This window comes from Phytoamicus setariae, from assembly GCF_016722925.1.
Taxonomy (GTDB): Bacteria; Pseudomonadota; Alphaproteobacteria; order Rhizobiales; family Rhizobiaceae; genus Rhizobium_E; species Rhizobium_E setariae.
Genome location: NZ_JAEQNC010000011.1, coordinates 90,770 through 113,361 on the forward strand (window position 1 = coordinate 90,770; position 22,592 = coordinate 113,361).

The 22,592-nt window shown below is 57.0% G+C and carries 21 protein-coding genes; 11 read left to right on the forward strand and 10 right to left on the reverse strand.

All coding sequences use genetic code 11. The features are described from left to right. The first annotated feature begins 8 nt into the window (after positions 1-8). Together JJB09_RS19110 and JJB09_RS19115 are read left to right on the forward strand one after the other, a co-directional pair. Complete coding sequence (locus JJB09_RS19110) at positions 9-479, forward strand: thermonuclease family protein (protein ID WP_201661885.1); 471 nt, start codon at positions 9-11, stop codon at positions 477-479. A gap of 145 nt (positions 480-624) precedes the next feature. Then, positions 625-1,998, forward strand: a complete 1,374-nt coding sequence (locus tag JJB09_RS19115) for a GGDEF domain-containing protein (protein ID WP_201661888.1) — start codon at positions 625-627, stop codon at positions 1,996-1,998. 62 nt (positions 1,999-2,060) lie between these two features. Here the strand turns inward: JJB09_RS19115 and acs are convergent, their stop codons facing one another. Next, positions 2,061-4,013, reverse strand: coding sequence for an acetate--CoA ligase (acs, locus tag JJB09_RS19120; protein WP_201661892.1), 1,953 nt, complete (start codon positions 4,011-4,013; stop codon positions 2,061-2,063). 222 nt (positions 4,014-4,235) lie between these two features. Here acs and JJB09_RS19125 point away from each other — a divergent pair, with 222 nt between their 5' ends. Then, on the forward strand, positions 4,236-4,931 hold the full coding sequence (locus tag JJB09_RS19125) for a DUF1013 domain-containing protein (RefSeq protein ID WP_201661897.1): 696 nt from the start codon (positions 4,236-4,238) through the stop codon (positions 4,929-4,931). A 217-nt stretch (positions 4,932-5,148) separates the two neighbouring features. Further along, on the forward strand, positions 5,149-5,526 hold the full coding sequence (locus JJB09_RS19130) for a hypothetical protein (RefSeq protein ID WP_201661900.1): 378 nt from the start codon (positions 5,149-5,151) through the stop codon (positions 5,524-5,526). On the opposite strand, the gene JJB09_RS19135 is transcribed toward JJB09_RS19130, so the two are convergent. Next, positions 5,518-6,174: a YggS family pyridoxal phosphate-dependent enzyme gene (locus JJB09_RS19135; protein WP_201661903.1), complete on the reverse strand. Its 657-nt coding sequence runs from the start codon at positions 6,172-6,174 to the stop codon at positions 5,518-5,520. The genes JJB09_RS19130 and JJB09_RS19135 overlap by 9 nt on opposite strands. A gap of 158 nt (positions 6,175-6,332) precedes the next feature. Here JJB09_RS19135 and leuS point away from each other — a divergent pair, with 158 nt between their 5' ends. The 3 genes from leuS to holA are packed head-to-tail and all read left to right on the forward strand — an operon-like array spanning position 6,333 to position 10,529. Next, a complete protein-coding gene (gene leuS, locus JJB09_RS19140; RefSeq protein WP_201661906.1) occupies positions 6,333-8,963 on the forward strand; it encodes a leucine--tRNA ligase in 2,631 nt (876 codons plus the stop codon). After that, entirely contained in the window at positions 8,950-9,474 is a 525-nt protein-coding gene (locus JJB09_RS19145) for an LPS assembly lipoprotein LptE (protein WP_201661909.1), read from the forward strand. Before leuS ends, JJB09_RS19145 begins: the two co-directional genes overlap by 14 nt. Positions 9,475-9,476: 2 nt before the next feature. Continuing rightward, positions 9,477-10,529, forward strand: coding sequence for a DNA polymerase III subunit delta (holA, locus tag JJB09_RS19150; RefSeq protein ID WP_201661912.1), 1,053 nt, complete (start codon positions 9,477-9,479; stop codon positions 10,527-10,529). 5 nt (positions 10,530-10,534) lie between these two features. Here the strand turns inward: holA and JJB09_RS19155 are convergent, their stop codons facing one another. The 8 genes from JJB09_RS19155 to hemE all read right to left on the reverse strand — a co-directional run bounded on the left by JJB09_RS19155 (position 10,535) and on the right by hemE (position 19,293). Continuing rightward, entirely contained in the window at positions 10,535-11,419 is an 885-nt protein-coding gene (locus JJB09_RS19155) for a ParB/RepB/Spo0J family partition protein (RefSeq protein ID WP_201661915.1), read from the reverse strand. Positions 11,420-11,454: 35 nt separating this feature from the next. Further along, positions 11,455-12,249: a ParA family protein gene (locus JJB09_RS19160; protein WP_201661918.1), complete on the reverse strand. Its 795-nt coding sequence runs from the start codon at positions 12,247-12,249 to the stop codon at positions 11,455-11,457. 18 nt (positions 12,250-12,267) lie between these two features. After that, complete coding sequence (rsmG, locus tag JJB09_RS19165) at positions 12,268-12,903, reverse strand: 16S rRNA (guanine(527)-N(7))-methyltransferase RsmG (RefSeq protein ID WP_201661921.1); 636 nt, start codon at positions 12,901-12,903, stop codon at positions 12,268-12,270. Between the two features lie 6 nt (positions 12,904-12,909). After that, positions 12,910-14,796 carry a tRNA uridine-5-carboxymethylaminomethyl(34) synthesis enzyme MnmG gene (gene mnmG / locus JJB09_RS19170; RefSeq protein WP_210341777.1) on the reverse strand — a complete coding sequence of 629 codons (1,887 nt, stop codon included), beginning with the start codon at positions 14,794-14,796 and terminating at the stop codon, positions 12,910-12,912. A 76-nt stretch (positions 14,797-14,872) separates the two neighbouring features. Further along, a complete protein-coding gene (gene mnmE, locus JJB09_RS19175) occupies positions 14,873-16,198 on the reverse strand; it encodes a tRNA uridine-5-carboxymethylaminomethyl(34) synthesis GTPase MnmE (protein ID WP_201661923.1) in 1,326 nt (441 codons plus the stop codon). A gap of 79 nt (positions 16,199-16,277) precedes the next feature. Continuing rightward, positions 16,278-17,543: a transcription termination factor Rho gene (rho, locus tag JJB09_RS19180; protein WP_201661925.1), complete on the reverse strand. Its 1,266-nt coding sequence runs from the start codon at positions 17,541-17,543 to the stop codon at positions 16,278-16,280. Between the two features lie 179 nt (positions 17,544-17,722). Continuing rightward, positions 17,723-18,262, reverse strand: a complete 540-nt coding sequence (gene hemJ, locus JJB09_RS19185; RefSeq protein WP_210341778.1) for a protoporphyrinogen oxidase HemJ — start codon at positions 18,260-18,262, stop codon at positions 17,723-17,725. After that, entirely contained in the window at positions 18,259-19,293 is a 1,035-nt protein-coding gene (hemE, locus tag JJB09_RS19190) for a uroporphyrinogen decarboxylase (protein WP_201661927.1), read from the reverse strand. Before hemE ends, hemJ begins: the two co-directional genes overlap by 4 nt. A gap of 401 nt (positions 19,294-19,694) precedes the next feature. Between hemE and JJB09_RS19195 the strand changes: the two genes are divergently transcribed. From JJB09_RS19195 to coaE, 4 genes are read left to right on the forward strand one after another with little or no spacing between them, the layout of a single operon-like run. Beyond that, positions 19,695-20,513, forward strand: coding sequence for a pyruvate, water dikinase regulatory protein (locus tag JJB09_RS19195; protein WP_201661929.1), 819 nt, complete (start codon positions 19,695-19,697; stop codon positions 20,511-20,513). 31 nt (positions 20,514-20,544) lie between these two features. After that, complete coding sequence (locus JJB09_RS19200; RefSeq protein WP_201661931.1) at positions 20,545-21,144, forward strand: Maf-like protein; 600 nt, start codon at positions 20,545-20,547, stop codon at positions 21,142-21,144. Continuing rightward, positions 21,137-21,997 carry a shikimate dehydrogenase gene (locus tag JJB09_RS19205; RefSeq protein ID WP_201661933.1) on the forward strand — a complete coding sequence of 287 codons (861 nt, stop codon included), beginning with the start codon at positions 21,137-21,139 and terminating at the stop codon, positions 21,995-21,997. Before JJB09_RS19200 ends, JJB09_RS19205 begins: the two co-directional genes overlap by 8 nt. Beyond that, complete coding sequence (gene coaE / locus JJB09_RS19210; protein ID WP_201661935.1) at positions 21,997-22,587, forward strand: dephospho-CoA kinase; 591 nt, start codon at positions 21,997-21,999, stop codon at positions 22,585-22,587. The genes JJB09_RS19205 and coaE overlap by 1 nt, the downstream gene beginning before the upstream one ends. Positions 22,588-22,592 lie beyond the last annotated feature (5 nt).

A 22,592-nucleotide genomic window follows, 5' to 3' on the forward strand; every position in this document is an offset into this window, starting at 1 on the left:
TTCCTCGAATGATTGTTCGCGCGCTGATTCCATTGCTGGTTTGTCTTGCTATCTCGCTGCAGGCCGCGAATGCCGTCGCTGACCGCAAGGATCGGTACTATATGGAGGGGCCGGTCGAGGCCGAGCTGATTTCAATCATCGACGGGGACACGCTGCTGGTTGCGGCAAAGCCGTGGCCGCAGCAAACGGTATCGGTCTCGGTACGCATACGGGGTGTCGATGCGCCGGAAATGAAATCGAAATGCCCGGAAACACGGACTCGAGCGCAAGCCGCGCGACAGGCGCTGGCCGATATGCTTGACGCGACAGATGGTCGACTGTCGCTTTCTTCGATCTCCGGTGACAAGTATTTCGGTCGCGTGGTTGCCGATGTTATTTCCGCGGATGGGCGGGATGCCGGAGCGGAACTCCTGGCTGCCGGCTTGGCACGCGCCTACGCTGGAGGCCGGAAGGCTAAGGAGACTTGCCGCAGTCATTGAGCAGGTGGAAGAAATACAATCCCGCCGGGGATGCGCAGCCAAGGGACGAATTGTTTCGCCGAATCGCCGTTCCCCGGCAGCAAAAAATTAACCATCCCGACTATATCCGGTCGGCATCGGATTCATGTTGCCTCGGATACTCATTTTGACCTCTTCGGAAAAGATTATTGCCAGCCAGTGGCATGACCTGTTGTCATCGGCTTCAAACGATGCGCGCAGCATGCTCCGCAACATTGCCAGGCAACAGGCCGGCGTGCTTTCCAGACTGTTTTACGACAGCTTGCTGCAGGACCCGCAGGCCAATGCCATCCTTTCGAGCGAAGAGGTGGAGAGCCGGCTCAGTGCCTCGTTACAGCAATGGCTTGTTGATATTCTCAGCGCCGATCCCGAGCAGGACATTGTCAACCTGATCGCGCAGCAGCGCCACATCGGCGTCATGCATTCGCGCGTGAACGTGACGATCGAACTGGTGTTGCGCGGCGTGCGCATCATCAAGCTGGCGCTGATGAGAGCACTTCTTCACGGCCCGGAATATGACCCTGTCTCTGCCGAGGCGACCTGCCTTGCCGTCGGGCTGATCGACATCGCCATCGAAGCGATGTCGGCAGCCTATTCACGTTCACGCGAAAAGGCGACACGGGCTGACGAGGCTTTCCGGGGTTATGCCGCCACAGTCAACATGTCGCTGGAGCGCGAAAAGCAGCGCGCTGCGCTGTTCGACTGGTCCAACAGACTGTTACAGGACATGATGATCAGCCAGGATCCCATGTCTCTTTCCCGCATTGGCCAATCGCCTTTCGGCTTCTGGCTACGTCACAAAGCTCCGGCGCTGTTTGCCGACCGAGAACAGTTCGCCGACATAGGCTATCGAATCGACAGAATAGACCGAACGTTGCTGCCAGCCTGCCAAAAGGCAATGAGCGGGGCCGCAGAGGACCTACGCGGCGCCACGCGTACGATCGTTGCCGAGGTCGAGCAGATCCGAACTTTGGTCGAGGCTTTGTTTGACCATCTCGTGCACCTCGAGGCCGGGCGGGATGCGCAGACGCAGCTGCTGAACCGGCGGTTCCTTCCGACGGTATTGAGCCGCGAAATCGAACTTAGCCGCGACATGGATAGCCAATTTTCGGTGCTGTTGCTCGATGTCGATCACTTCAAGAACGTCAACGACACCTATGGCCACGACATGGGCGACAGGGTGCTCGAGCGTGTCGCCCAGCTTCTCTCGGACAATACCCGCAGCGGCGATTTCGCCTTTCGTTATGGCGGAGAAGAGTTCCTGCTTGTCTGCGTTGAGCAGACGATCGACCAGGCAATGCGGACAGCCGAAAATATCCGCCAGCAAATCGCCGCCCAAGCGATCCAGATACCCAATCAGGGGACATTAAGCGTCACGGTCAGCATCGGCGTCGCACAGCACGATGGGCACCCGGATTACCAGCGCATGATTGATCGCGCCGACGAGGCGCTTTATGCCGCCAAGAATGCCGGCAGGAACCGCTGCATAGCATCCACATGATTCACGACGGCATGAAAAAGCCGGCCGATTCTTGCGGCCGGCTTGAATTTTACAGGGTTTGATTAGCCCTTCCTGTTCTGGCGATTGGCGATCAGTTCGTCGACGACGCCCGGATCAGCAAGCGTCGAGGTATCGCCCAACGCACCGAAATCGTCTTCGGCGATCTTGCGCAGGATGCGGCGCATGATCTTGCCCGAGCGGGTTTTCGGCAGGCCTGGCGCGAACTGGATCTTGTCCGGTGCGGCGATCGGGCCAATTTCCTTGCGCACATGTGCTACGAGGTTCTTGCGCAATTCATCGTTGCCCTCGATACCCGCCATCAGCGTCACGTAACAGTAGATGCCCTGACCCTTGATGTCATGCGGATAGCCAACAACAGCCGCCTCCGAAACCAGATGGTGGGAAACAAGAGCCGATTCCACCTCAGCCGTACCAAGACGGTGGCCGGACACATTGAGAACGTCATCGACGCGACCAGTGATCCAGTAATAGCCGTCCTCGTCGCGGCGGCATCCGTCGCCGGTGAAGTACTTGCCCTTGTAGGTGGCGAAATAGGTCTGGATGAAACGCTCGTGGTCGCCGTAGACAGAGCGCATCTGTCCGGGCCAGCTGTCGGTAATGCAGAGATTGCCGTCAGCAGCACCCTCAACCAGGTTGCCCTCGTTGTCGACCAGTTCCGGCTTGATGCCGAAGAACGGCCGTGTTGCAGAACCTGGCTTGAGGTCAGTGGCGCCTGGCAGAGGCGATATCAGGATGCCGCCGGTCTCGGTCTGCCACCAGGTATCGACGACTGGGCATTTGGCCTCGCCGACGACATTGTAATACCATTCCCAGGCTTCCGGGTTGATCGGCTCACCGACCGAACCAAGCAGGCGAAGGCTCGAGCGCGAGGACCGCTTGACGTAATCGTCGCCGGCGCCCATCAGCGAGCGGAGCGCCGTCGGCGCGGTATAAAAGATATTGACCTTGTGCTTGTCGATCACTTCCCAGAAGCGGCCCTGGTCGGGGAAATTCGGCACGCCTTCGAACATCAGCGTCGTGGCGCAGTTCGCCAGCGGTCCATAGACAATGTAGGAATGCCCCGTAACCCAGCCCACATCGGCCGTGCACCAGTAGATATCGCCATCGTGATAGTCGAAGACATATTCATGCGTCATTGAGGCATAGACAAGATAACCGCCCGTCGTGTGCAGCACGCCCTTGGGCTTGCCGGTCGAACCTGACGTATAGAGGATAAAGAGCGGGTCTTCCGCCTTCATCTTCGCGGGCGGGCAGTCCGGCTTCACGCTGGCGGTTTCCTGATGATACCAGAAGTCGCGACCAGGCGCCCAGGCGGTCTTGCCGCCGGTGCGACGCACGACCAGCACCTTGTTGACGATCACGTGCTGCTTTGCCGCGATATCGATCGCGGTATCGGTGTTTTCCTTGAGCGGGATCGGCTTGCCGCCGCGAACGCCCTCGTCGCAGGTGATGACGAAGGTCGATTCACAATCGACGATGCGGCCCGCCAGCGCTTCGGGGCTGAAGCCGCCGAACACCACCGAATGGATCGCGCCGATGCGGGCGCAAGCAAGCATTGCATAGGCCGCTTCAGGGATCATCGGCATGTAGATGGTGACGCGATCGCCCTTCTTTACCCCGTGCTTCTTCAGCACATTGGCGAGCCTGCAGACATGGTCGTACAACTCGTTATAGGTGACTTTCTTGTCGATATAGGGATTGTCGCCTTCCCAGATGATGGCGACTTGTTCGCCATGCGTTTTCAGGTGGCGGTCGATGCAATTGTAGGAGACGTTGGTCTGGCCATCTTCATACCATTTGATCGGAACCCGGCCCTTGAATGACGTGTTTTTGACCTTTGTATAGGGCTTGAACCAATCAATCCGTTTGCCGTGCTTGCCCCAGAACTTGTCGGGGTTCTCTATGCTCTCCTCGTACCATTTCAAGTACTTATCGTTGTCGATGAGGGCCGCCGCCTTGGCGGACTTGAGCACAGGGTATAGCTTAGACGACATGCATTCCTCCCACGCATACCAGATTTTACGCGCCTCTTACACGCATTTGTGCTAAGAACATAGCAGCAGAAATGCACCCGGCAATCAGACTTTGGTCAATTGATTGTCCAAGAATTGCAATTGCGTGACAGTTCCGCTATAAAGCCGCCGAATTCCCGGACATTGTGGACTAACACAAACGGCCTGCGGCACCGGCGCAGGCGGCTCAGAAGGATTGTATCCATGGCTCAGCAGCAGCTTCTCATGCCCAAGGCGACCGCCGTCTGGCTGGTTGATAACACAGCTCTGTCGTTCGATCAGATCGCCCAGTTCTGCAAGCTTCACCCGCTTGAGATCAAGGCGATTGCCGACGGCGAAGCTGCGCAGGGCATCAAGGGCCTCGATCCGATCGCGACCGGCCAGCTGTCCCGTGATGAGATCGCTCGCGCTGAAGGCAATCCGATGCACAAGCTGAAGATTTCCGAACCAAAGGTTCGGGTGCCGGAATCGAAGCGCAAGGGCCCACGTTACACACCGGTCTCCAAGCGCCAGGACCGACCGAACGCCATCCTCTGGCTGGTTCGCAATCATCCGGAGCTTAAGGACGCACAGATCTCCCGCCTCGTCGGCACCACCAAAACGACGATCCAGCAGATCCGTGAACGCTCGCACTGGAACTCGGCCAATCTCGCGCCGATGGACCCCGTGACGCTCGGCCTGTGCTCACAGATCGACCTAGACATGGAAGTCGAGAAGGCAGCAAAGAGCCGTCCGTTCCAGACCGCCGAGGAAATGGGGGCAACTCTTGAATCCGCACGCGAAACCGAAAAGCCGGCTGCAGAGCACGATGATTTCAAGGAAATCGACGCCGATGCAGTATTCGCAAAGCTGAAGTCGCTCTCCGGTAATCGGAACGACGAGGAAGACGAACAGTTCTGATCCTCTCCAAACAGAAGCAACACAAGGGGTGGCCTCAAGCCGCCCCTTTCTTTATTCTGCTTCTCCGCAACTTTAAGTCCACGGCACGCCAAGAATAGACGCATATATTACTGAATATCAGATGTTTATACGCAAAATATCTAATTGATTAATATCGGATCGAGCGTAGTCTCCACTTCCCGGGCAGTTGGGAACCCGGCACTCAGGAGGCAATCATATGAACGGACTTGCTCGAATCTGTTGGATCACTTCTCCGCTGTATCTATTGGCGGGCATGGTGTTTGGTATCTGGATGTCGGCGACCGGCGATCACACGCTGGCGCCAGCGCATGCGCATCTCAACCTGATCGGGGGCGTGATGATGGCTCTTTTCGGGACCTTTTACATGCTGCGGCCAAACGCGGCCGTCGGCGCTCTCGGCAAGATCCAGGTCGCACTTGCCCATGTCTCCGTCTGGGCAATGTTTCCCGGAATCATAATGGCCATTAGCGGCGGGTCAGAAACTCTCGCCAAGATCGGCGCGATCCTGTTCGTCGTCAGCATGCTGATGTTCGTCGCGATTGTCGTGCGGTCTACATCGCCTCGTTCAGCGTGAACCGAAGATAGCTGAGCCAACCCGGACGCTGGTCGCACCGAAGGCAATGGCCGTTTCGAAATCGCCCGACATTCCCATGGAAAGTCGGGCGAGATCGCATTGTCGGGCAAGCTTGGCAAGCAGGGCGAAATGCGGACCGGGATTTTCATCCGCCGGCGGAATGCACATCAGCCCCTCGATTTCGAGACCGAGTTCATCGCGGCACAGGTCGACAAAGCGTGCCGTATCATCGGGCGCGATACCCGCCTTTTGCGGCTCCAGGCCAGTGTTGACCTGGACATAAAGACGAACCTTGCGCTGCTGCCTGTCCATTTCGGTTTTCACTGCCCGAGCGATCTTTTCCCGGTCGATGGTTTCGATCACATCGAAAAGCGCAACGGCTTCAGCGGCTTTGTTGGACTGCAGCGGCCCGATGAGATGCAGCTCGATATCGGCGAAGCGCTGTTTCAACTCTGGCCATTTGCCCTGGGCCTCCTGGACGCGGTTTTCTCCGACGCAGCGATGGCCCGCGTCCAGCACCGGAAGGATATCATCCGCCGAGAAGGTCTTGGTTACAGCGACAAGGGCGGCCCGATCATTGCGATGGACTTCCTTGGCTGCCTTTTCCATCCGCCCGATGATTTCGTTGAATCGACCGACGACTGACATCACGCACTCCAGAATTGTTCGATTTCTCCTATATCAGCCCCTCGATGATGCCAAGGGATCGACTATCCTTTGCGCCTAAAAACTTGACGCGAAGCGGCTTTCATGATGAAGGTCAGGCCCAAAATTATTCGAGAATTCAGGGTTTCGGACGGCATATCATGGCATCAGAACGTTACAATCCGCGCGAAGTCGAACCGCGCTGGCAACAACAGTGGAACGAAGCCAAGGTCTTCGAAACCGCAAACGACGATCCACGCGACAAATACTACGTGCTGGAGATGTTCCCCTACCCATCCGGCCGCATCCATATGGGCCACGTCCGGAACTATGCGATGGGCGACGTCGTGGCTCGATACAAGCGGGCACGCGGCTATAACGTACTTCATCCGATGGGTTGGGATGCCTTTGGCATGCCCGCGGAAAACGCCGCGATGAAAAACAAGGTCCATCCCAAGACATGGACCTATGAAAACATCGCATCGATGCGCAAGCAGTTGAAATCGATGGGCCTTTCACTCGACTGGTCGCGCGAATTCGCCACCTGTGACGTCGAGTACTACCACCGGCAGCAATATCTCTTCCTTGACATGATGGAGAAGGGGCTGGTCTATCGCAAGAACTCCAAGGTCAACTGGGACCCGGTCGACATGACGGTGCTGGCCAATGAGCAGGTCATCGACGGTCGTGGCTGGCGCTCTGACGCGCTGGTGGAGCAGCGGGAACTGACCCAATGGTTCTTCAAGATCACCGATTTTGCCCAGGATCTGCTGGATCAACTCGATACGTTGGACCAGTGGCCGGAAAAGGTCCGGCTGATGCAGAAGAACTGGATCGGCCGCTCGGAAGGCATGACCATTCGCTGGCAGGTCGTCGCCTCGGCCACCCATCCTGACCTTAGCGAAATCAAGGTTTATACGACCCGCCCGGACACCTTGTTCGGCGCGTCTTTCCTGGCAATTTCGGCCGATCATCCTGTAGCCAAGGCCGCTGCCGCACAAAGCGCCGAGATTGCGGCGTTCTGCGACGAATGCCGAAAGACGGGAACGTCTGTCGCCGCACTCGAGACCGCCGAAAAGATGGGCATGGACACCGGCATCCGGGTTGCCCATCCTTTTGACGCCAGCTGGCAGGTTCCGGTCTATATCGCCAATTTCGTGTTGATGGATTATGGCACGGGCGCAATTTTCGGCTGCCCCTCCGGCGACCAGCGCGACCTCGACTTCGCTAACAAGTACGGCCTGCCGGTGGTCCCGGTGGTTATGCCGGCAAACGAAGACAAGGCTACCTTTGCGATCACCGATGAGGCCTATGTCGGCGATGGCATCATGATCAATTCGCGCTTCCTCGACGGCATGTCCCCGGAGGCCGCGTTCCAGGACGTTGCCAGCCGGCTCGGACAGAGCCAGATCGACGGCGCCCCGCAGGGCGAGCGCAAGGTGAACTTCCGCCTGCGCGACTGGGGCATTTCCCGCCAGCGCTACTGGGGTTGCCCGATCCCGGTCATCCACTGCGAGGTCTGCGGTGTCGTTCCGGTGCCCAAGAAGGACCTGCCGGTCAAGTTGCCGGATGATGTAACCTTCGATGTACCCGGCAATCCGCTCGACCGTCATCCAACCTGGCGCCATGTTGGCTGCCCGCAATGCGGCAAGGCCGCTCGACGCGAAACGGATACGATGGATACGTTCGTCGATTCCTCCTGGTACTACGCGCGCTTCACGGCGCCCTGGGAAGACGCCCCCACCGATCCCCGCGCTGCCGACGCCTGGTTGCCTGTCGACCAATATATCGGCGGTATCGAGCATGCGATCCTGCACCTGCTCTATTCGCGCTTCTTCACCCGCGCGATGCGCGCCACCGGCCATGTCGGGATGGACGAACCCTTCAAAGGCCTGTTCACACAGGGTATGGTCGTGCATGAAACCTATAGCCGCGGCGAAGGCCACGGTCGCGAATGGATCGAACCCATCTTTGTCAAGATCGACGAAATCGATGGAAAGCGCCAAGCCACTCACCTGGAATCCGGCGAACCAATTTCGATCGGCTCGATTGAGAAGATGTCGAAATCAAAGAAGAACGTTGTCGATCCCGACGATATCATCGCCTCTTATGGCGCCGATACGGCACGCTTCTTCGTGCTGTCGGACTCGCCGCCGGAACGCGATGTGATCTGGTCGGAATCCGGCGTAGAAGGTGCTCACCGCTTCGTGCAGCGCGTTTGGCGCTTGATTTCTGAAGCCGCCGATGTGTTGCAATCAGCGCCATCGCGGGCCGCAAGTGAAGGTGAGGCGCTGGCGATTTCCCAGATCGCCCATCGTACCCTGAAGCAGGTTCAGGCTGACTATGACCGGCTCGGGTTTAACAAGGCGGTTGCCCGCATCTATGAACTCGTCAACGCTCTGGCACAGCCGCTTGCCACCGTCGCGGCGGGCAAAGCAGATACGGCAATGGTCTCGGCCGTGCGTGAAGCGTCTGAAATCCTGGTTCACCTGATTTCGCCGATGACGCCGCACCTGGCAGAGGAATGCTGGCGCGTTCTGGGCAATGATGACCTGCTGGCACAAGCGATCTGGCCTGCCTTCGATGAGGGACTGGTCGTCGACAACCAGATCACTATGCCGATCCAGGTAAATGGCAAGAAGCGCGCAGATTTGACAATTGCTCGCGATGCGGATCAAACTTCCATTGAACAGGCGGTGCTGGCTCTTGAGAGCATCAAGGCTGCTCTGGATGGCAAGACGCCGAAAAAAATCATTATCGTTCCGCAAAGGATCGTGAATGTCGTTGTTTGATAACACCACAATATTTCGGCGGCAGTTTTTTGCCGCCGGCGGCCTTTGCCTCCTGCTTCTATCTGGCGGTTGTCAGGTGAAGCCACTTTACGCAACCGATAGCCAAACCGATGCTGCATTGAAATCCATCGAGTTTTCAGAGGCAACGACGCGTATCGAGCTTGAAGTGCGCAACCAGTTGATCTTCCTCACATCGGGTGGAGCGGGCGAGCCGGCGAATCCCGAATATGACGTGGAGCTGACGATCGCCACTCGCAACATCGGCGTCTTGCTCGAAACGTCCACGGACACCCCGCGCGCCGGCCGAATGGTATTGAAGGCGGACTTCACCTTGAAGAAGCGGTCGACCGGCGAAGTGCTGAAGACCGGGCGCCGCTCATCCGTCGCGCTGGTGGATTTTTCCGAACAGGAATTTGCCAAGATCCGCGCGACGCGCGACGCTGAAAATCGCGCCGCCCGTGAGCTCGCCGAACTTATCCGCGCCGATCTCGCGAGCTGGCTTGGACGCTGAACATGGCCGAGATCAAGGCCCATGAATTCGAACAGTTCGCCAAGCGGCGCAGCCGCGACTTTCGTCTGTTTCTGGTTTATGGGCCAGATCGCGGCCTAGTCTCCGAAAGGGCGGGAGAACTCGCCAAGCTGACTGGCGTGGACAAATCCGACGCCTTTTCCTTCATGCGCTTGGATGCCAGCGATGTAAGCAGCGATCCGGGTCGGCTTTTCGACGAGGCCTACTCCAGCGGCCTGTTTGGCGGCGACAAGCTGATATGGATCAAGGGGGCAGGGGCCGACAAAGCCATTGCCGAGGCCGTAACCGAGCTTGCAGCACGTATTCCCGACAACGTCACGATCATTATTGAAGCCGGCGATCTGAAGAAGGGCGCCAACTTGCGCAAGGCCGCCGAACAGGCGAGCGGCGCCGTTTCGATTCCTTGCTACGCCGACGACGCGAAAAGCCTGAACACGCTGATCGATACCGAACTGGCCGCCTTTGGCCTCCGCATTACGGGCGACGCGCGTCAGGCACTGCTCGATTTTCTGGGCGGCGACCGGATTGCGTCACGCAACGAGATCCGCAAACTTGCACTCTATGCGATGGGCCAGCCGACGATCGAGGTTCATCACGTCAATGAGATTGTTGGAGACGCCAGTGCGATCTCGACGGACGACGCGATAGATGCAATACTTCAGGGCGACCGCGCCGGCTTCCTGCATGCAACGCAGAAGGTCGTCGCCTCCAAGACCCCGGTGTTCCTGGTCCTGCAGGGTTGCTTGCGACAGTTTCAGCTTCTCGATTTGATGCGTGCCGATATGGATGAGCGGCGCGTAAGCGCATCCGATGCCATGAACACCCATGCGCGTCATCTACATTTCCGCCGAAAACCAATCGTTGAGGCCGCTTTGCGGCAATGGTCCGCGCAATCAATTTCAATAGAACTTAGCCGGCTACAGAGCGCGGTTCTCCAAACCCGGCAACGAAACACGCTGGAAGATACAATCGCGATGCAGACGTTGCTGGCGACGACTTTGGTCGCCGGGCGCAATCGCGCCCCGGCTAACCGATAGTCAGCTCATCGTCTTTCGAGCAGGCGGCAAATTTCCTCGAGCTGTTCCAGGGAACGGTAGGATATCATCAACTTGCCACCATCACCGCGGTGATTGACTTTGACCTCGAGCCCAAGGCTGTCAGACAGCGATCGTTCGAGAGCGATGGTATCGGCATCCTTCTCCTGCGACTTGGGTGAGGAAAGACCTGGATTTAACTGCGCCTTGATATCGTTCTGCGCCAGTCGTTCCGCATCGCGCACGGACATGCCCTTGGCGACGATGGATCGGGCAAGGGCTACAGGGTCTGAAGTCGGAATGAGCGCACGCGCATGGCCTGCCGAGAGGCTTCCATCGAACAACATATCCCGAACCGGATCCGGCAACTTCAGAAGACGAAGGCTGTTGGCCACATGCGATCGGCTTTTCCCAATGATCTCACCGAGATCGTTCTGGGTGTAGCCATGTTCCGCTATCAGCTGCTCATAACCTAGCGCTTCTTCGACCGGGTTAAGATCCGACCGCTGAACGTTCTCGACGATCGCCAGCTCGAGTGCCGTCCGGTCATCCACGTCGCGGCTGATGACCGGTATCTCCACGAGGCCGGCCAGCTGCGCCGCCCGCCATCGCCGTTCTCCGGCGATAATTTCGTACTTGTCATCCGGTATCGGACGAACGACCACCGGCTGCACGATTCCATGCTGACGGATCGAGGAAGCAAGATCTTGGAGTTCCGCCTCGGAAAAGTTCTTCCGCGGATTCTTCGGATTGCGTACGACGAGCTCGATCGGGACTTTGCGATCGGCGCTTATGCCCGGACGTCCGGAAACGGACGCCAATGGCTGGTCCATTTCGCCAATGAGCGCCGCAAGACCGCGCCCCAGGCGCCGCTTTGAAGGATCATCATTCATCACTGCTACCCACTTTATTACGTCGATGAAACAAATTACGCGGCACGACTCTGCCGTTCGCGTTGGATCACTTCCGACGCCAGTTGCAAATAGGCCTGACTACCGGCGCATTTCAGGTCATACAAAATCGCCGGCTTGCCATAGGATGGCGCTTCCGAGACCCTGACATTGCGGGGGATCAATGTATGATACACTTTATCGCCCAAATGCTCGCGGACATCCGAAACGACTTGCTGGGCAAGATTGTTACGGGAATCAAACATCGTCAGGACGATGCCCTGGATGTCCAGGCCGGGGTTGATTGTGCTGCGGACCTGCTCAACGGTTTCCAGCAACTGACTAAGTCCCTCTAGCGCGAAGAACTCGCACTGGAGCGGCACCAGAACGGATTGCGCCGCGGCCAAGGCATTCATCGTCAGCAAATTGAACGATGGCGGGCAATCGACGAGAATATAGTCATAGATACTGGCTTCTGGCGCTTCCAGCGCCTTCTTAAGTCGATAGACCCGATCGCTCTCGCGGCCGATCTCCATCTCTACACCCAGTAGATCCATTGTCGATGGTGCGATAGCCAGGTTTGGCACCGCTGTCGGCATGGTAACTTCGAGCACGCTCTGACTGCCGACGAGAAGATCATAGGTGGAGAGCTTCCGATCCTTGCGATCAATGCCCAGACCTGTGCTGGCATTACCTTGCGGATCAAGATCGACGATCAGCACATTCTCGCCAATGGCGGCCAAAGCCGTCGCGAGATTGATCGCAGTCGTCGTCTTGCCGACGCCGCCCTTTTGGTTCGCAATTGTAATGATACGATGTTTTGGCTTGTTCATGCTGGCCCACCTGAACAGTCATGTTTTGAGAGAGAGCCCACTCACCTCGAGGATGACGGAGTCTTCTTCAATGCTGCTCCGATGTATTACCAGATCGAGATTCCACCGCCTACGCGAAACTTCTATTTCCTTGCGGTAATCCCGGCCTTTATGCAGGAAAGCCTTCATTTCACTGTTTTGCATAGACCATGGGTGGATAAAGCCCAGCAAAGTGTCCAAGTCGGCGAGCGCTCTGGCCGATACTCGATCGCAGTCGGTCAAAAGGGCGGGGGCGCTTTCGATGCGAATCGGATGCACGGATCCCCGTCCGCCGGTTTCGGCCAGGGCTGTTCGCAGGAATGCCGCCTTCTTGTTGTTGCTTTCGACGAGATTCACCCAACCAGCATTCAGCTCTGCCAGGCAGATTGCCGTGATGACGCCCGGAAAGCCACCCCCGCTGCCCAGGTCGATCCAGTTTTGCGGCCCAGGAGAGAGGGCATAGATCTGCAAGCTATCGCGTATGTGCCGATCCCAGACATCACCCAGCGTCGACGGTGCGGCGAGATTGATGGCCTTTGCCCATTTCTGGAACAATTGTGCAAAATGCTCGAGGCGTTGCTGTGTTTCACGTGAAACACCAATAGCGGTTGTCCCCGTACGTAGACTCTCTATCATTGCAACCTATCCCGCCAAACGTTCGCCGGTAGAAAACTTGCGCATCGCCACGAGCAGCAAAGATATCGCAGCGGGCGTCATGCCATCGAGGCGTGCAGCCTGGGCAATGTTGGCAGGTCGCGCACGACTTAGTTTCTGCTTCAGTTCGTTCGACAACCCCGGAAGCGCATTGAAGTCGAAGTCAGCCGGTATAGTCTTGTCCTCCTCGCGTCGAACCTCGGCGATGTCGGCAGCTTGTCTGTTCATGTAGACAGAATATGTAGCTTCGATCTCCATCGCTTCCCGGCTCCGCTTGCTGACAGCAGTCAACTCTGGCCAGACCTTAGCAAGCGCGGCCAAATCAAAGCCAGGGTGCGAAAGCAATTCATAAGCGGACCGTCGTTGCCCATCATGATTGAGATGAAGACCGTGCTTTGACGCTTCATTGGGGGTGAGCGCAAGCGACTGCAATTTGTCACGCAGCCCATCCATCTCCTCACGCCAATGGCCAAAACGTTGACTTCTTTCTGTTCCAACCAGTCCGAGTTCGATTCCCTTGGTCGTCAGCCGTTGGTCGGCATTGTCTGCCCGCAACGACAGGCGATACTCGGCGCGCGACGTAAACATCCGATACGGCTCCGCGACACCACGGGACGTAAGATCATCGATCATCACGCCAATGTAGGATTCTGTGCGGCTGAATTGCACCTGCTCGGCTCCGCTAGCGCTGCGCGCTGCATTGAAACCCGCGACAAGACCTTGCGCCGCTGCTTCTTCGTATCCGGTGGTGCCGTTAATCTGGCCAGCGAGAAACAGGCCTCGGACTTTCCTTGTCTCCAGACTTGCTGTCAGCTCCCGCGGATCGACATGGTCATACTCGATAGCATAACCCGGTTGAAGAATACGCGCCTGCTCGAGACCCGGAATCGTGTGGATGAACGCTGCCTGGACCTCGGCTGGCAGCGAAGTGGAGATGCCGTTTGGGTATACCGTATCGTCGTCGAGGCCTTCAGGCTCGAGAAATATCTGATGACCGTCGCGCTCACCAAACTTGACGATCTTATCCTCGATGGATGGGCAATAGCGCGGGCCGACGCCTTCGATTTGCCCAGAATACATCGCCGAGCGACCGAGATTGTCCGCGATTATCTTGTGCGTTGCATCTGTCGTGCGCGTGACGCCACAGTTGATCTGCGCGGTGGTGATCTGGTCCGTCATGAACGAGAAGGGCACGAGCTCGTCGTCGGGGCCCTGATGCCCAATACGATCCCAAGCAATTGTCTTCCCGTCCAGCCTAGCGGGTGTACCGGTTTTCAAGCGGCCGAGCTCGAACCCAATGCGCTCGAATGTCGATGACAGCCCCACTGACGGCTGCTCCCCAACTCGACCGGCTGGCGTTTTCTGATCACCAATGTGTATCAAGCCACGAAGAAACGTGCCGGTGGTTACGACGACTGCACCGCAATTCAGTTGCCTTCCATCCGAGAGCGTTACGCCTCCGACTCGATCTCCATGCATGATAAGATCGAACACATCGCCCTCGACAACATCCAGGCGATCATGATGAAAAATCGCCTCCTGCATCGCAAGACGGTAGAGCTTCCGATCCGCTTGAGTCCGGGGTCCACGGACCGCTGGGCCCTTCTTGCGGTTCAACAGACGGAATTGAATGCCAGATTTGTCCGCAACACGCCCCATCAGGCCATCGAGCGCATCAACCTCCCGGACCAGGTGTCCTTTGCCAAGACCACCAATAGCCGGATTGCATGACATGACGCCGACTGTGTCTCGGCGATGCGTGACGAGTGCCGTGGCTGCTCCGAAGCGCGCCGCTGCTGCTGCAGCCTCGCAACCTGCGTGGCCACCACCAATTACTATGACATCGTAGCTGTTTTTCACGTTCTTCTCCCGCAAATCGTTGCGGTACCGATTCAATTTACACCTTGTGTTTCACGTGAAACGCAAGGACTCTTTTAGCGCGAATCTCGACTTATTTGCCAATGCAAAATTCCGAAAAGATCACATCAAGCAGATCTTCTACATCGACAAAGCCGGTAATCTTGCCGAGGCAATGACTTGCCTGTCGTAAATCTTCGGCTCTCAATTCGATAAGACTGTCGTCGCGTGCCAAACTGTTATCCATGGCCGAAATTGCATCACGCAACAAATCCACCTGGCGTCTGCGAACTGCTACCGCGTTGCCGGTATAGTCCAAGCTATGCGAGAGGATTTGCTCGATTCGTTTCGTTAGTGAATCGATTCCTTCGCCAGTGCTCGCGGACAACACGAGATCCGCATCCGTTAAACACGCATTATTCGGCGCTCTATCAATTTTTGCCGAGATTTTCAAGACTTTCCCTGATGTCTCTATCCGAGGGAATGCTTCACCATCATCACAGTCTCTGAGTAGAAGCACGAGATCTGCATCTTCTACCGAGACAAGTGCGCGACGTACGCCTTCCTGTTCCACGATGTCCGCGGATTGGCGTAATCCAGCGGTATCGACCATCCGCACGAGATAGCCGCCAATATCCAGATCTACAGAAATAAGATCGCGCGTGGTTCCGGCAATGTCTGTTACGATTGCCACATCACGCCGTGCAAGCGCATTCAACAAGCTCGACTTGCCGGCATTTGGTCGGCCAGCAATGACGACCTTGAAACCGTCGCGAACTATTTCCGCAGCGCGATGACCCTGAAGATGCGTGCTTATCTCGCCGCGGATAGTGGCTACATCTTTCCAGACCCTGTCGCTGACGGAACCTGGAACATCCTCCTCGTCCGGAAAATCCAGCTCAGCCTCGATCAGCGCACGGGCGCGAGTGAGTCGATTCATCCAGGATTGGTAAAGGGCAGAGAGGTGGCCGCTGCTTTGTTCAAGCGCCAGGCGGCGCTGCATTTCCGTTTCGGCTGAAATCAGGTCAGCCAGACCTTCAATTTCAACGAGGTCGAGCTTGCCATTTTCGAACGCCCGGCGAGAAAACTCTCCGGCTTCGGCAAATTTTACCTCTTCGACGCCTGACAGAACCGCCAGGATAGCATTGACGGAGGCACGGCCGCCGTGCATCTGCAGTTCAGCACAGTCCTCGCCGGTAAACGAGTTGGGACCGGAGAAGAACAGCACCAGACCCTGATCGATTGAACGCCCGTCTCGATCTCGAAACCAGCGCAATACGGCCGTTCTCGGTTCAGGCACACCACCGGCAAATTCAGCCAGGATCTCACGAACCTTTGGTCCGCTGATCCTGATTACGGCGACACCTGCAGGGAGAGACCCGCTGGAAAGCGCAAACACTGTTTTCGATGCTGGTTGCATGGTGTTCACCTGCTTGACGTCGTCCGAAGACGACGCCCTTAATTAGCAAATCGAACTCCGGTACAAGGAATCCGGCTAATCAAGTATTCATCGAGTCGAAGAAGTCAGCATTCGTCTTCGTCTGCTTGAGTTTATCGATCAAGAATTCGATCGCGTCCGTCGTTCCCATCGGACCGAGAATACGGCGCAGGACGAAGACCTTCTGCAGATCCTGGCGCGGCACCAGAAGATCTTCCTTGCGCGTGCCGGACTTGAGGATGTCCATGGCTGGGAAGATGCGCTTATCTGCAACCTTGCGGTCGAGCACGATTTCGGAGTTGCCGGTACCCTTGAATTCTTCGAAGATAACTTCGTCCATGCGGCTGCCGGTGTCGATCAGCGCCGTAGCGATGATTGTCAGCGAGCCACCTTCTTCAATATTGCGGGCCGCGCCGAAGAAGCGCTTCGGCCGCTGCAATGCATTGGCGTCCACACCACCGGTCAGCACCTTGCCCGACGACGGCACAACGGTGTTGTAAGCCCGGCCAAGGCGGGTGATGGAATCGAGGAGAATGACCACGTCGCGCCCGTGCTCAACCAGGCGCTTGGCCTTCTCGATGACCATTTCTGCGACCTGGACGTGACGCACAGCCGGCTCATCGAATGTCGAGGAGACAACTTCGCCACGCACCGAGCGCTGCATGTCGGTCACTTCTTCCGGGCGTTCGTCGATCAGCAACACGATGAGATAGCATTCGGGATGGTTCGCTGTGATCGAATGGGCGATGTTCTGCAGCAGCACCGTCTTACCGGTGCGCGGTGGCGCCACGATCAGCCCGCGCTGTCCCTTGCCGAGCGGCGCGACAAGATCGATCACGCGCGGCGACATATCCTTTGTGGTGGGATTGTCGATTTCCATCTTGAAGCGCTCGTTCGGATAGAGCGGCGTCAGGTTGTCGAAGTGTACCTTGTGACGGATCTTTTCGGGATCCTCGAAATTGATCGTGTTGACCTTGAGCAGGGCGAAATAGCGTTCGCCTTCCTTGGGACTACGGATAGGTCCTTCCACCGTGTCGCCGGTCTTCAGCGAGAAGCGCCGGATCTGCGAGGGCGAAATGTAGATGTCGTCCGGACCCGGTAGATAGTTTGCGTTTGCCGACCGCAGGAAGCCGAAGCCGTCCTGAAGCACCTCTACCACACCTTCGCCGATGATCTCGATTTCTTGCGATGCCAGGATTTTAAGAATCGCGAACATCAGCTCCTGCTTGCGCATCACGCTGGCGTTCTCCACCCCGACAGACTCGGCAAATGCGAGCAGATCGGTCGGTGTCTTGTTCTTGAGTTCTTGAAGCTTCATTTCAGCCATAAAATGGGACCATCTAAAGAGTCAGAATGGGGGAGGAAACCGGCATCGGTTTTCAGAAGGCAGACATGTGGGAGGGACTTAAGACATGCCGCAATGCTTGTAAGCGTCGTGAAGGTAACGCGTCGAAAACTGCACTGCAAGAGCGCTCTGCCAGAAAAGCCGCGCTTTTGCAAGATATATCAGAACGGTTTGAGAACCACCATCAGCACGATCACGATCATAAGAAGCGCCGGCGCCTCGTTCATGATCCGCCAGTAACGCTGGGTTCTCGGACGCTCATCACGGCCAAATGCACGAACTGCCGAGGCATAGTGCATGTGCACGGCCGACAGCAGCACCACAGCCAACAGCTTGATATGCAGCCATCCACCCTTGAACTCAAAGGCGCTCCAAGCAAGGTAAAGACCAAAACACCAGGCGATGACCATCGCCGGGTTCATGATGATCCGCAACAACCGCTTTTCCATGACCTTGAAGAGTTCGGACGTCGTCGAACCAGGCTCGGTATCGAAATGATAGATGAAGAGCCGCGGCAAATAGAGAAGGCCCGCCATCCAGGCAATGACAGCAATAATATGCAGTGCCTTGGCCCACAGATAGGCTCTGTCGGCATCGGCATAGAGCACGGCCGCGCAGATAACGCCAAATACGATCAGCGCCACCGTCGCCCGCAGCCAGGCCCGGCTGCCAGCCGGATTAGGCCCGCTAGCCACAATCAACCTCCAAGAGATCGAACGCGCCGGATCAGCCTGTCGACATTGGCAGGATCCGCCTGAGGCGTAATGCCATGACCCAGGTTGAAGATCAGCGGCCCGTTTCCGAGCTTGTCAAGAATCCTGTCGATCCCAGCGTCGAGGGAATCTCCTCCGGCAACCATCCTGAGCGGATCGAGATTGCCTTGAACGGCGCCGTCCTTCTGCAGTTCGACTGCAAAATCCAGTGGCACGGACCAATCGAGGCCGATGGCGTCGGCGCCGGTGCCCTGCCGATAGCGTTTGAGATTGTAGCCTGCCCCTTTCGCAAAGGCGATCACTTTGGCTTGCGGCCGCTCGGCACGCAAGCCGTCGATGATCCGCTTCACCGGCTTGATGGCATATTCATCGAATTCATGGTCCCCAAGAACGCCGGCCCATGAATCGAAAATCTGTACCGCATCGGCACCCGCATCGATCTGCGCCACGAGATAGGAAATCGATGCTTCGGCGATGATCGACAGCAAGCGTTCAAACGCTGCTGGATGGCGATAGGCAAAAAGCCGCGCCGGCGCCTGGTCCGGCGTTCCGTGACCGGCGATCATGTAGGTGGCAATCGTCCAGGGAGCGCCACAGAAGCCGAGCAGGGTGGTTTCTGCAGGCAGCTGGCTGCGCAGTCGCCGAACGGTTTCGAACACCGGTGCCAATCTGGCGACAACATCCGGCATGCTTAGTGCAGCGATGCCCGCTTCATCGATGGGATCGAGTTGCGGGCCTTCGCCTTCGACGAATCTCACATTGCGATCGAAGGCGTCGGGGATGACGAGAATGTCGGAGAACAGGATTGCAGCATCGAATGCATAACGACGAATTGGCTGTAGCGTCACTTCCACGGCCAGATCGGGGGTGTAGCACAGGTCGAGAAACGATTTCACGTTTGCCCGTGTGGCGCGGTACTCCGGTAGATAGCGTCCGGCTTGCCGCATCAGCCAGATCGGTGGCGGCTTGACTGTCTTGCCTTCGAGTACCTCGAGCAGCGTCCGTTTCGGTCTATCCACAGTCAGCCTCTATCTAAAAAATCCATATTTATGGAATTTCTATTTCTTAAGAGTCGGTGAGTTTCAAGGATTAAAGTGTCACAGGTGTTCTACCCAGTTTGTGCGCTTTCTGGCCGATGATAATGACGGGAAAAACTGGCGGTGGGATAAATGGTCGAACGACTGCTGTTAGGATTGCAATATCAATAGCTTATAGCGGGTGGTAAAACGAACCGGTCTGTGGATAGGTTGTGGGGAGTTTGAGGTTAACACACGCTTTTCCCAATTTTCCACAGGTGCCGTTCGTTTCTATCCCAACGGGTAAAGGGTGTGGACAACTTGGCAGTTTTCCCGGACATGGAGAACAGCATGTCCGGATCGGGCGACTTATCCACCTCTATCAACAGGCGGGTCTATAAACCTTGGAAAACAAGAAAAAGTTCTTTCACCTGCATTTGATCTCCGATTCGACGGGCGAGACGCTGATCGCGGCGGGCAGGGCCGCGGCATCGCAATTTGCGGATTGTCTTGCTGTCGAACACGTCTATCCCCTGGTGCGTAACCGCAAGCAGGTCTCCGATGTTCTGGCACAGATCGATGCCGCACCGGGCATCGTCTTGCACACGGTTATCGATCACGAGGTAGCCGACCTTATTGATGAGGCCTGCCGCAGCATGGGGGTGCCTTGTGTGTCCGTCATCGAGCCGGTGCTGCAAATCTTCCAGTCCTATCTCGGAGCTCCGACCCGGCGGCGGGTCGGAGCGCAGCATGAGCTGAATGCCGGCTATTTTGCGCGCATCGACGCGCTCAATTTCACTATGGACCACGATGACGGCCAACTGCCGAACGATATCGACGAGGCAGATGTTATTCTGTTGGGCATCAGCCGGACATCAAAGACGCCGACAGCAATCTATCTCGCCAACCGTGGCATCAAGACCGCGAATGTACCCGTTGTCTATGGTATCCCGCTGCCTGAGAAATTATTCACTGCGACAAAGCCGTTGATCGTCTGCCTGATTGCGACGATCGATCACATATCGCAAGTGCGGCAAAACCGCGTGCTTGGCTCGACGGTTGGTTACCAGGAAACTTATACGGATCGCTCGATGATTTCCGAGGAACTTAAATACGCCAAGCAACTTTGCGCCCGGCACAACTGGCCACTGCTGGACGTCAGCCGAAAGTCGATCGAAGAAACCGCTGCGGCAATTCTTGCCCTGCGTCCTAAGGTCAGATAGGAAACGCAACAGTTTATCCGGGCAAATTCATATGGCTGCAAAACTCATTCTTGCATCGAAAAGCGCGTCGCGCCGCGCACTTATGGCTGGCGCGGGCCTGGCTTTTGAAACCGTTGCAGCAGACATTGACGAAAGGGCGACCGAAGCCCGATTGTCTGCCTGCAACGCCAGGCCGCCAGAAGTGGCTGTCGAATTGGCTAAGGCCAAGGCGCAGGCGGTCTCGGAGCAATATCCGGACGCGTATGTCATTGGTTCCGATCAGGTCTTGTCGCTGGGAACGGAGCTTTTCCATAAGCCACTGTCAATGGGCGAGGCCGGTGATCATATCCGCGCCATGGCCGGAAAGACCCACCATCTCAATTGTGGTGTTGCGATCGCATTTCGCGGCGAGGTCATCTGGTCTGCAATATCGATAGCGGCGATGACGATGCGGACGATTTCTCCATCCTTCCTGCAAACCTATCTCGATATGGCGGGTCCGGATATCTTGCAGAGCGTGGGTGCCTATCAGTTCGAGGGGCCGGGCGTGCAACTCTTTGAAAAGATAGAGGGCGACTACTTCACCATTTTGGGCTTGCCCATGCTGACGCTGCTGGCCGGATTGCGGGAACTGGGAGTCATCGATGCGTGATTCACGTGAAACATCCTTAACGAAAGCCTTTGTCTGCGGTCACCCGATTAAGCATTCGCGTTCGCCCAAGATCCATAACTATTGGCTTAGGAATTTCGAACTGCACGGCCACTACGAAGCCGTCGACGTGGAGCCTGGTAATTTCGCCGGCTTCATCTCTGCTCTGAAGAGTGGTGAATCCGGCTACGTAGGTGGTAACGTTACCATCCCCCATAAAGAGCGCGCTTTTCATCTCGCCGATTTGCCTGATGACCTGGCGAAAGAACTCGGCGCCGCCAACACGCTTTATATGGATAGGGGGCAACTCTGTGCTACGAACACGGACGGTTACGGCTTTCTCTCCAATCTGGATGAGCAAGCGCCCGGTTGGGACGACACGCGCAATATCGCTGTTGTTTTCGGGGCGGGCGGCGCCAGTCGTGCCATCGTACAGGCGGTTCGCAATCGTGGCTTCCGCGAAATCCATGTCCTCAATCGTACGGTCGGGCGCGCCCAGGAATTGGCCGACCTGTTCGGTCCGCGTATTCATGCGGGGCCGATAGATGCACTGGTCGAGCGGATGGCCGGCGCCAATCTGTTCGTCAACACGACATCGCTCGGTATGGACGATAGTGGTGCCTTTGACATCGATTTTACCCCGATGGCTGAAAGCGGCTTGGTGACCGACATCGTCTATGTGCCGTTGATGACCCCGTTCCTCAGCCAGGCGAAGCAACAGGGTCGCAGGGTTGCCGATGGATTGGGCATGTTGTTGCATCAGGCCGTACCGGGTTTTGAGAAATGGTTTGGAAAACGGCCGGAAGTGACCGCGGCATTGCGATCGCTCATCGTCGACGATCTGGGGTCGCATTGATGATCCGCCTCGGCCTGACCGGCTCGATCGGCATGGGAAAGTCGACGACGGCTTCGATGTTTGCCGAGGAGGGTGTACCGGTCATCGATGCCGATGGCATCGTTCACGAGCTCTACCAGGGCAAAGCAGCCACCGAGATCGAGCAAGCTTTTCCCGGCACTGTCGTCGACGGCGTGGTGGATCGCACAAGATTGTCAGCGGCACTTTCCGTTGACCCTTCATCATTCCGTCGGCTTGAGGCTATCGTTCATCCTCTCGTCTGGAAGCGCGAACAGGAACTGCTTGATGCAGCGCGACAGACCGGTGCTGATATCGCGGTTCTTGATATTCCACTGCTTTTCGAGAACCATGCAGAAGCGCGGGTCGACAAAGTCGTTGTCGTTACCTGCGATCCCGAACTGCAGCGTGCGAGGGTTCTGGCGCGACCGGGAATGACCGAGGACAAATTCGCCTTGATCCTTTCGCGGCAGCTGTCCGATACGGAGAAAAGGAAGCGCGCCGATTTTATCATCGACACCGGCCTGGGGCTGGAGTCGGCGAGGGCCCGAGTGACAGAGATCCTGAGCGAATTGCGCTCAGCTAAAAAGTAGGACCA

Bases quoted from the DNA above. Each gene is read 5' to 3' on its own strand.
- JJB09_RS19110 (WP_201661885.1), top strand. From the start codon at position 9: ATGATTGTTCGCGCGCTGATTCCATTGCTGGTTTGTCTTGCTATCTCG.
- acs (WP_201661892.1), bottom strand. From the start codon at position 4,013: ATGTCGTCTAAGCTATACCCTGTGCTCAAGTCCGCCAAGGCGGCGGCC.
- JJB09_RS19125 (WP_201661897.1), top strand. From the start codon at position 4,236: ATGGCTCAGCAGCAGCTTCTCATGCCCAAGGCGACCGCCGTCTGGCTG.
- JJB09_RS19130 (WP_201661900.1), top strand. From the start codon at position 5,149: ATGAACGGACTTGCTCGAATCTGTTGGATCACTTCTCCGCTGTATCTA.
- JJB09_RS19135 (WP_201661903.1), bottom strand. From the start codon at position 6,174: ATGTCAGTCGTCGGTCGATTCAACGAAATCATCGGGCGGATGGAAAAG.
- leuS (WP_201661906.1), top strand. From the start codon at position 6,333: ATGGCATCAGAACGTTACAATCCGCGCGAAGTCGAACCGCGCTGGCAA.
- JJB09_RS19145 (WP_201661909.1), top strand. From the start codon at position 8,950: ATGTCGTTGTTTGATAACACCACAATATTTCGGCGGCAGTTTTTTGCC.
- holA (WP_201661912.1), top strand. From the start codon at position 9,477: ATGGCCGAGATCAAGGCCCATGAATTCGAACAGTTCGCCAAGCGGCGC.
- JJB09_RS19155 (WP_201661915.1), bottom strand. From the start codon at position 11,419: ATGAATGATGATCCTTCAAAGCGGCGCCTGGGGCGCGGTCTTGCGGCG.
- JJB09_RS19160 (WP_201661918.1), bottom strand. From the start codon at position 12,249: ATGAACAAGCCAAAACATCGTATCATTACAATTGCGAACCAAAAGGGC.
- rsmG (WP_201661921.1), bottom strand. From the start codon at position 12,903: ATGATAGAGAGTCTACGTACGGGGACAACCGCTATTGGTGTTTCACGT.
- mnmE (WP_201661923.1), bottom strand. From the start codon at position 16,198: ATGCAACCAGCATCGAAAACAGTGTTTGCGCTTTCCAGCGGGTCTCTC.
- rho (WP_201661925.1), bottom strand. From the start codon at position 17,543: ATGGCTGAAATGAAGCTTCAAGAACTCAAGAACAAGACACCGACCGAT.
- JJB09_RS19200 (WP_201661931.1), top strand. From the start codon at position 20,545: ATGGCTGCAAAACTCATTCTTGCATCGAAAAGCGCGTCGCGCCGCGCA.
- JJB09_RS19205 (WP_201661933.1), top strand. From the start codon at position 21,137: ATGCGTGATTCACGTGAAACATCCTTAACGAAAGCCTTTGTCTGCGGT.
- coaE (WP_201661935.1), top strand. From the start codon at position 21,997: ATGATCCGCCTCGGCCTGACCGGCTCGATCGGCATGGGAAAGTCGACG.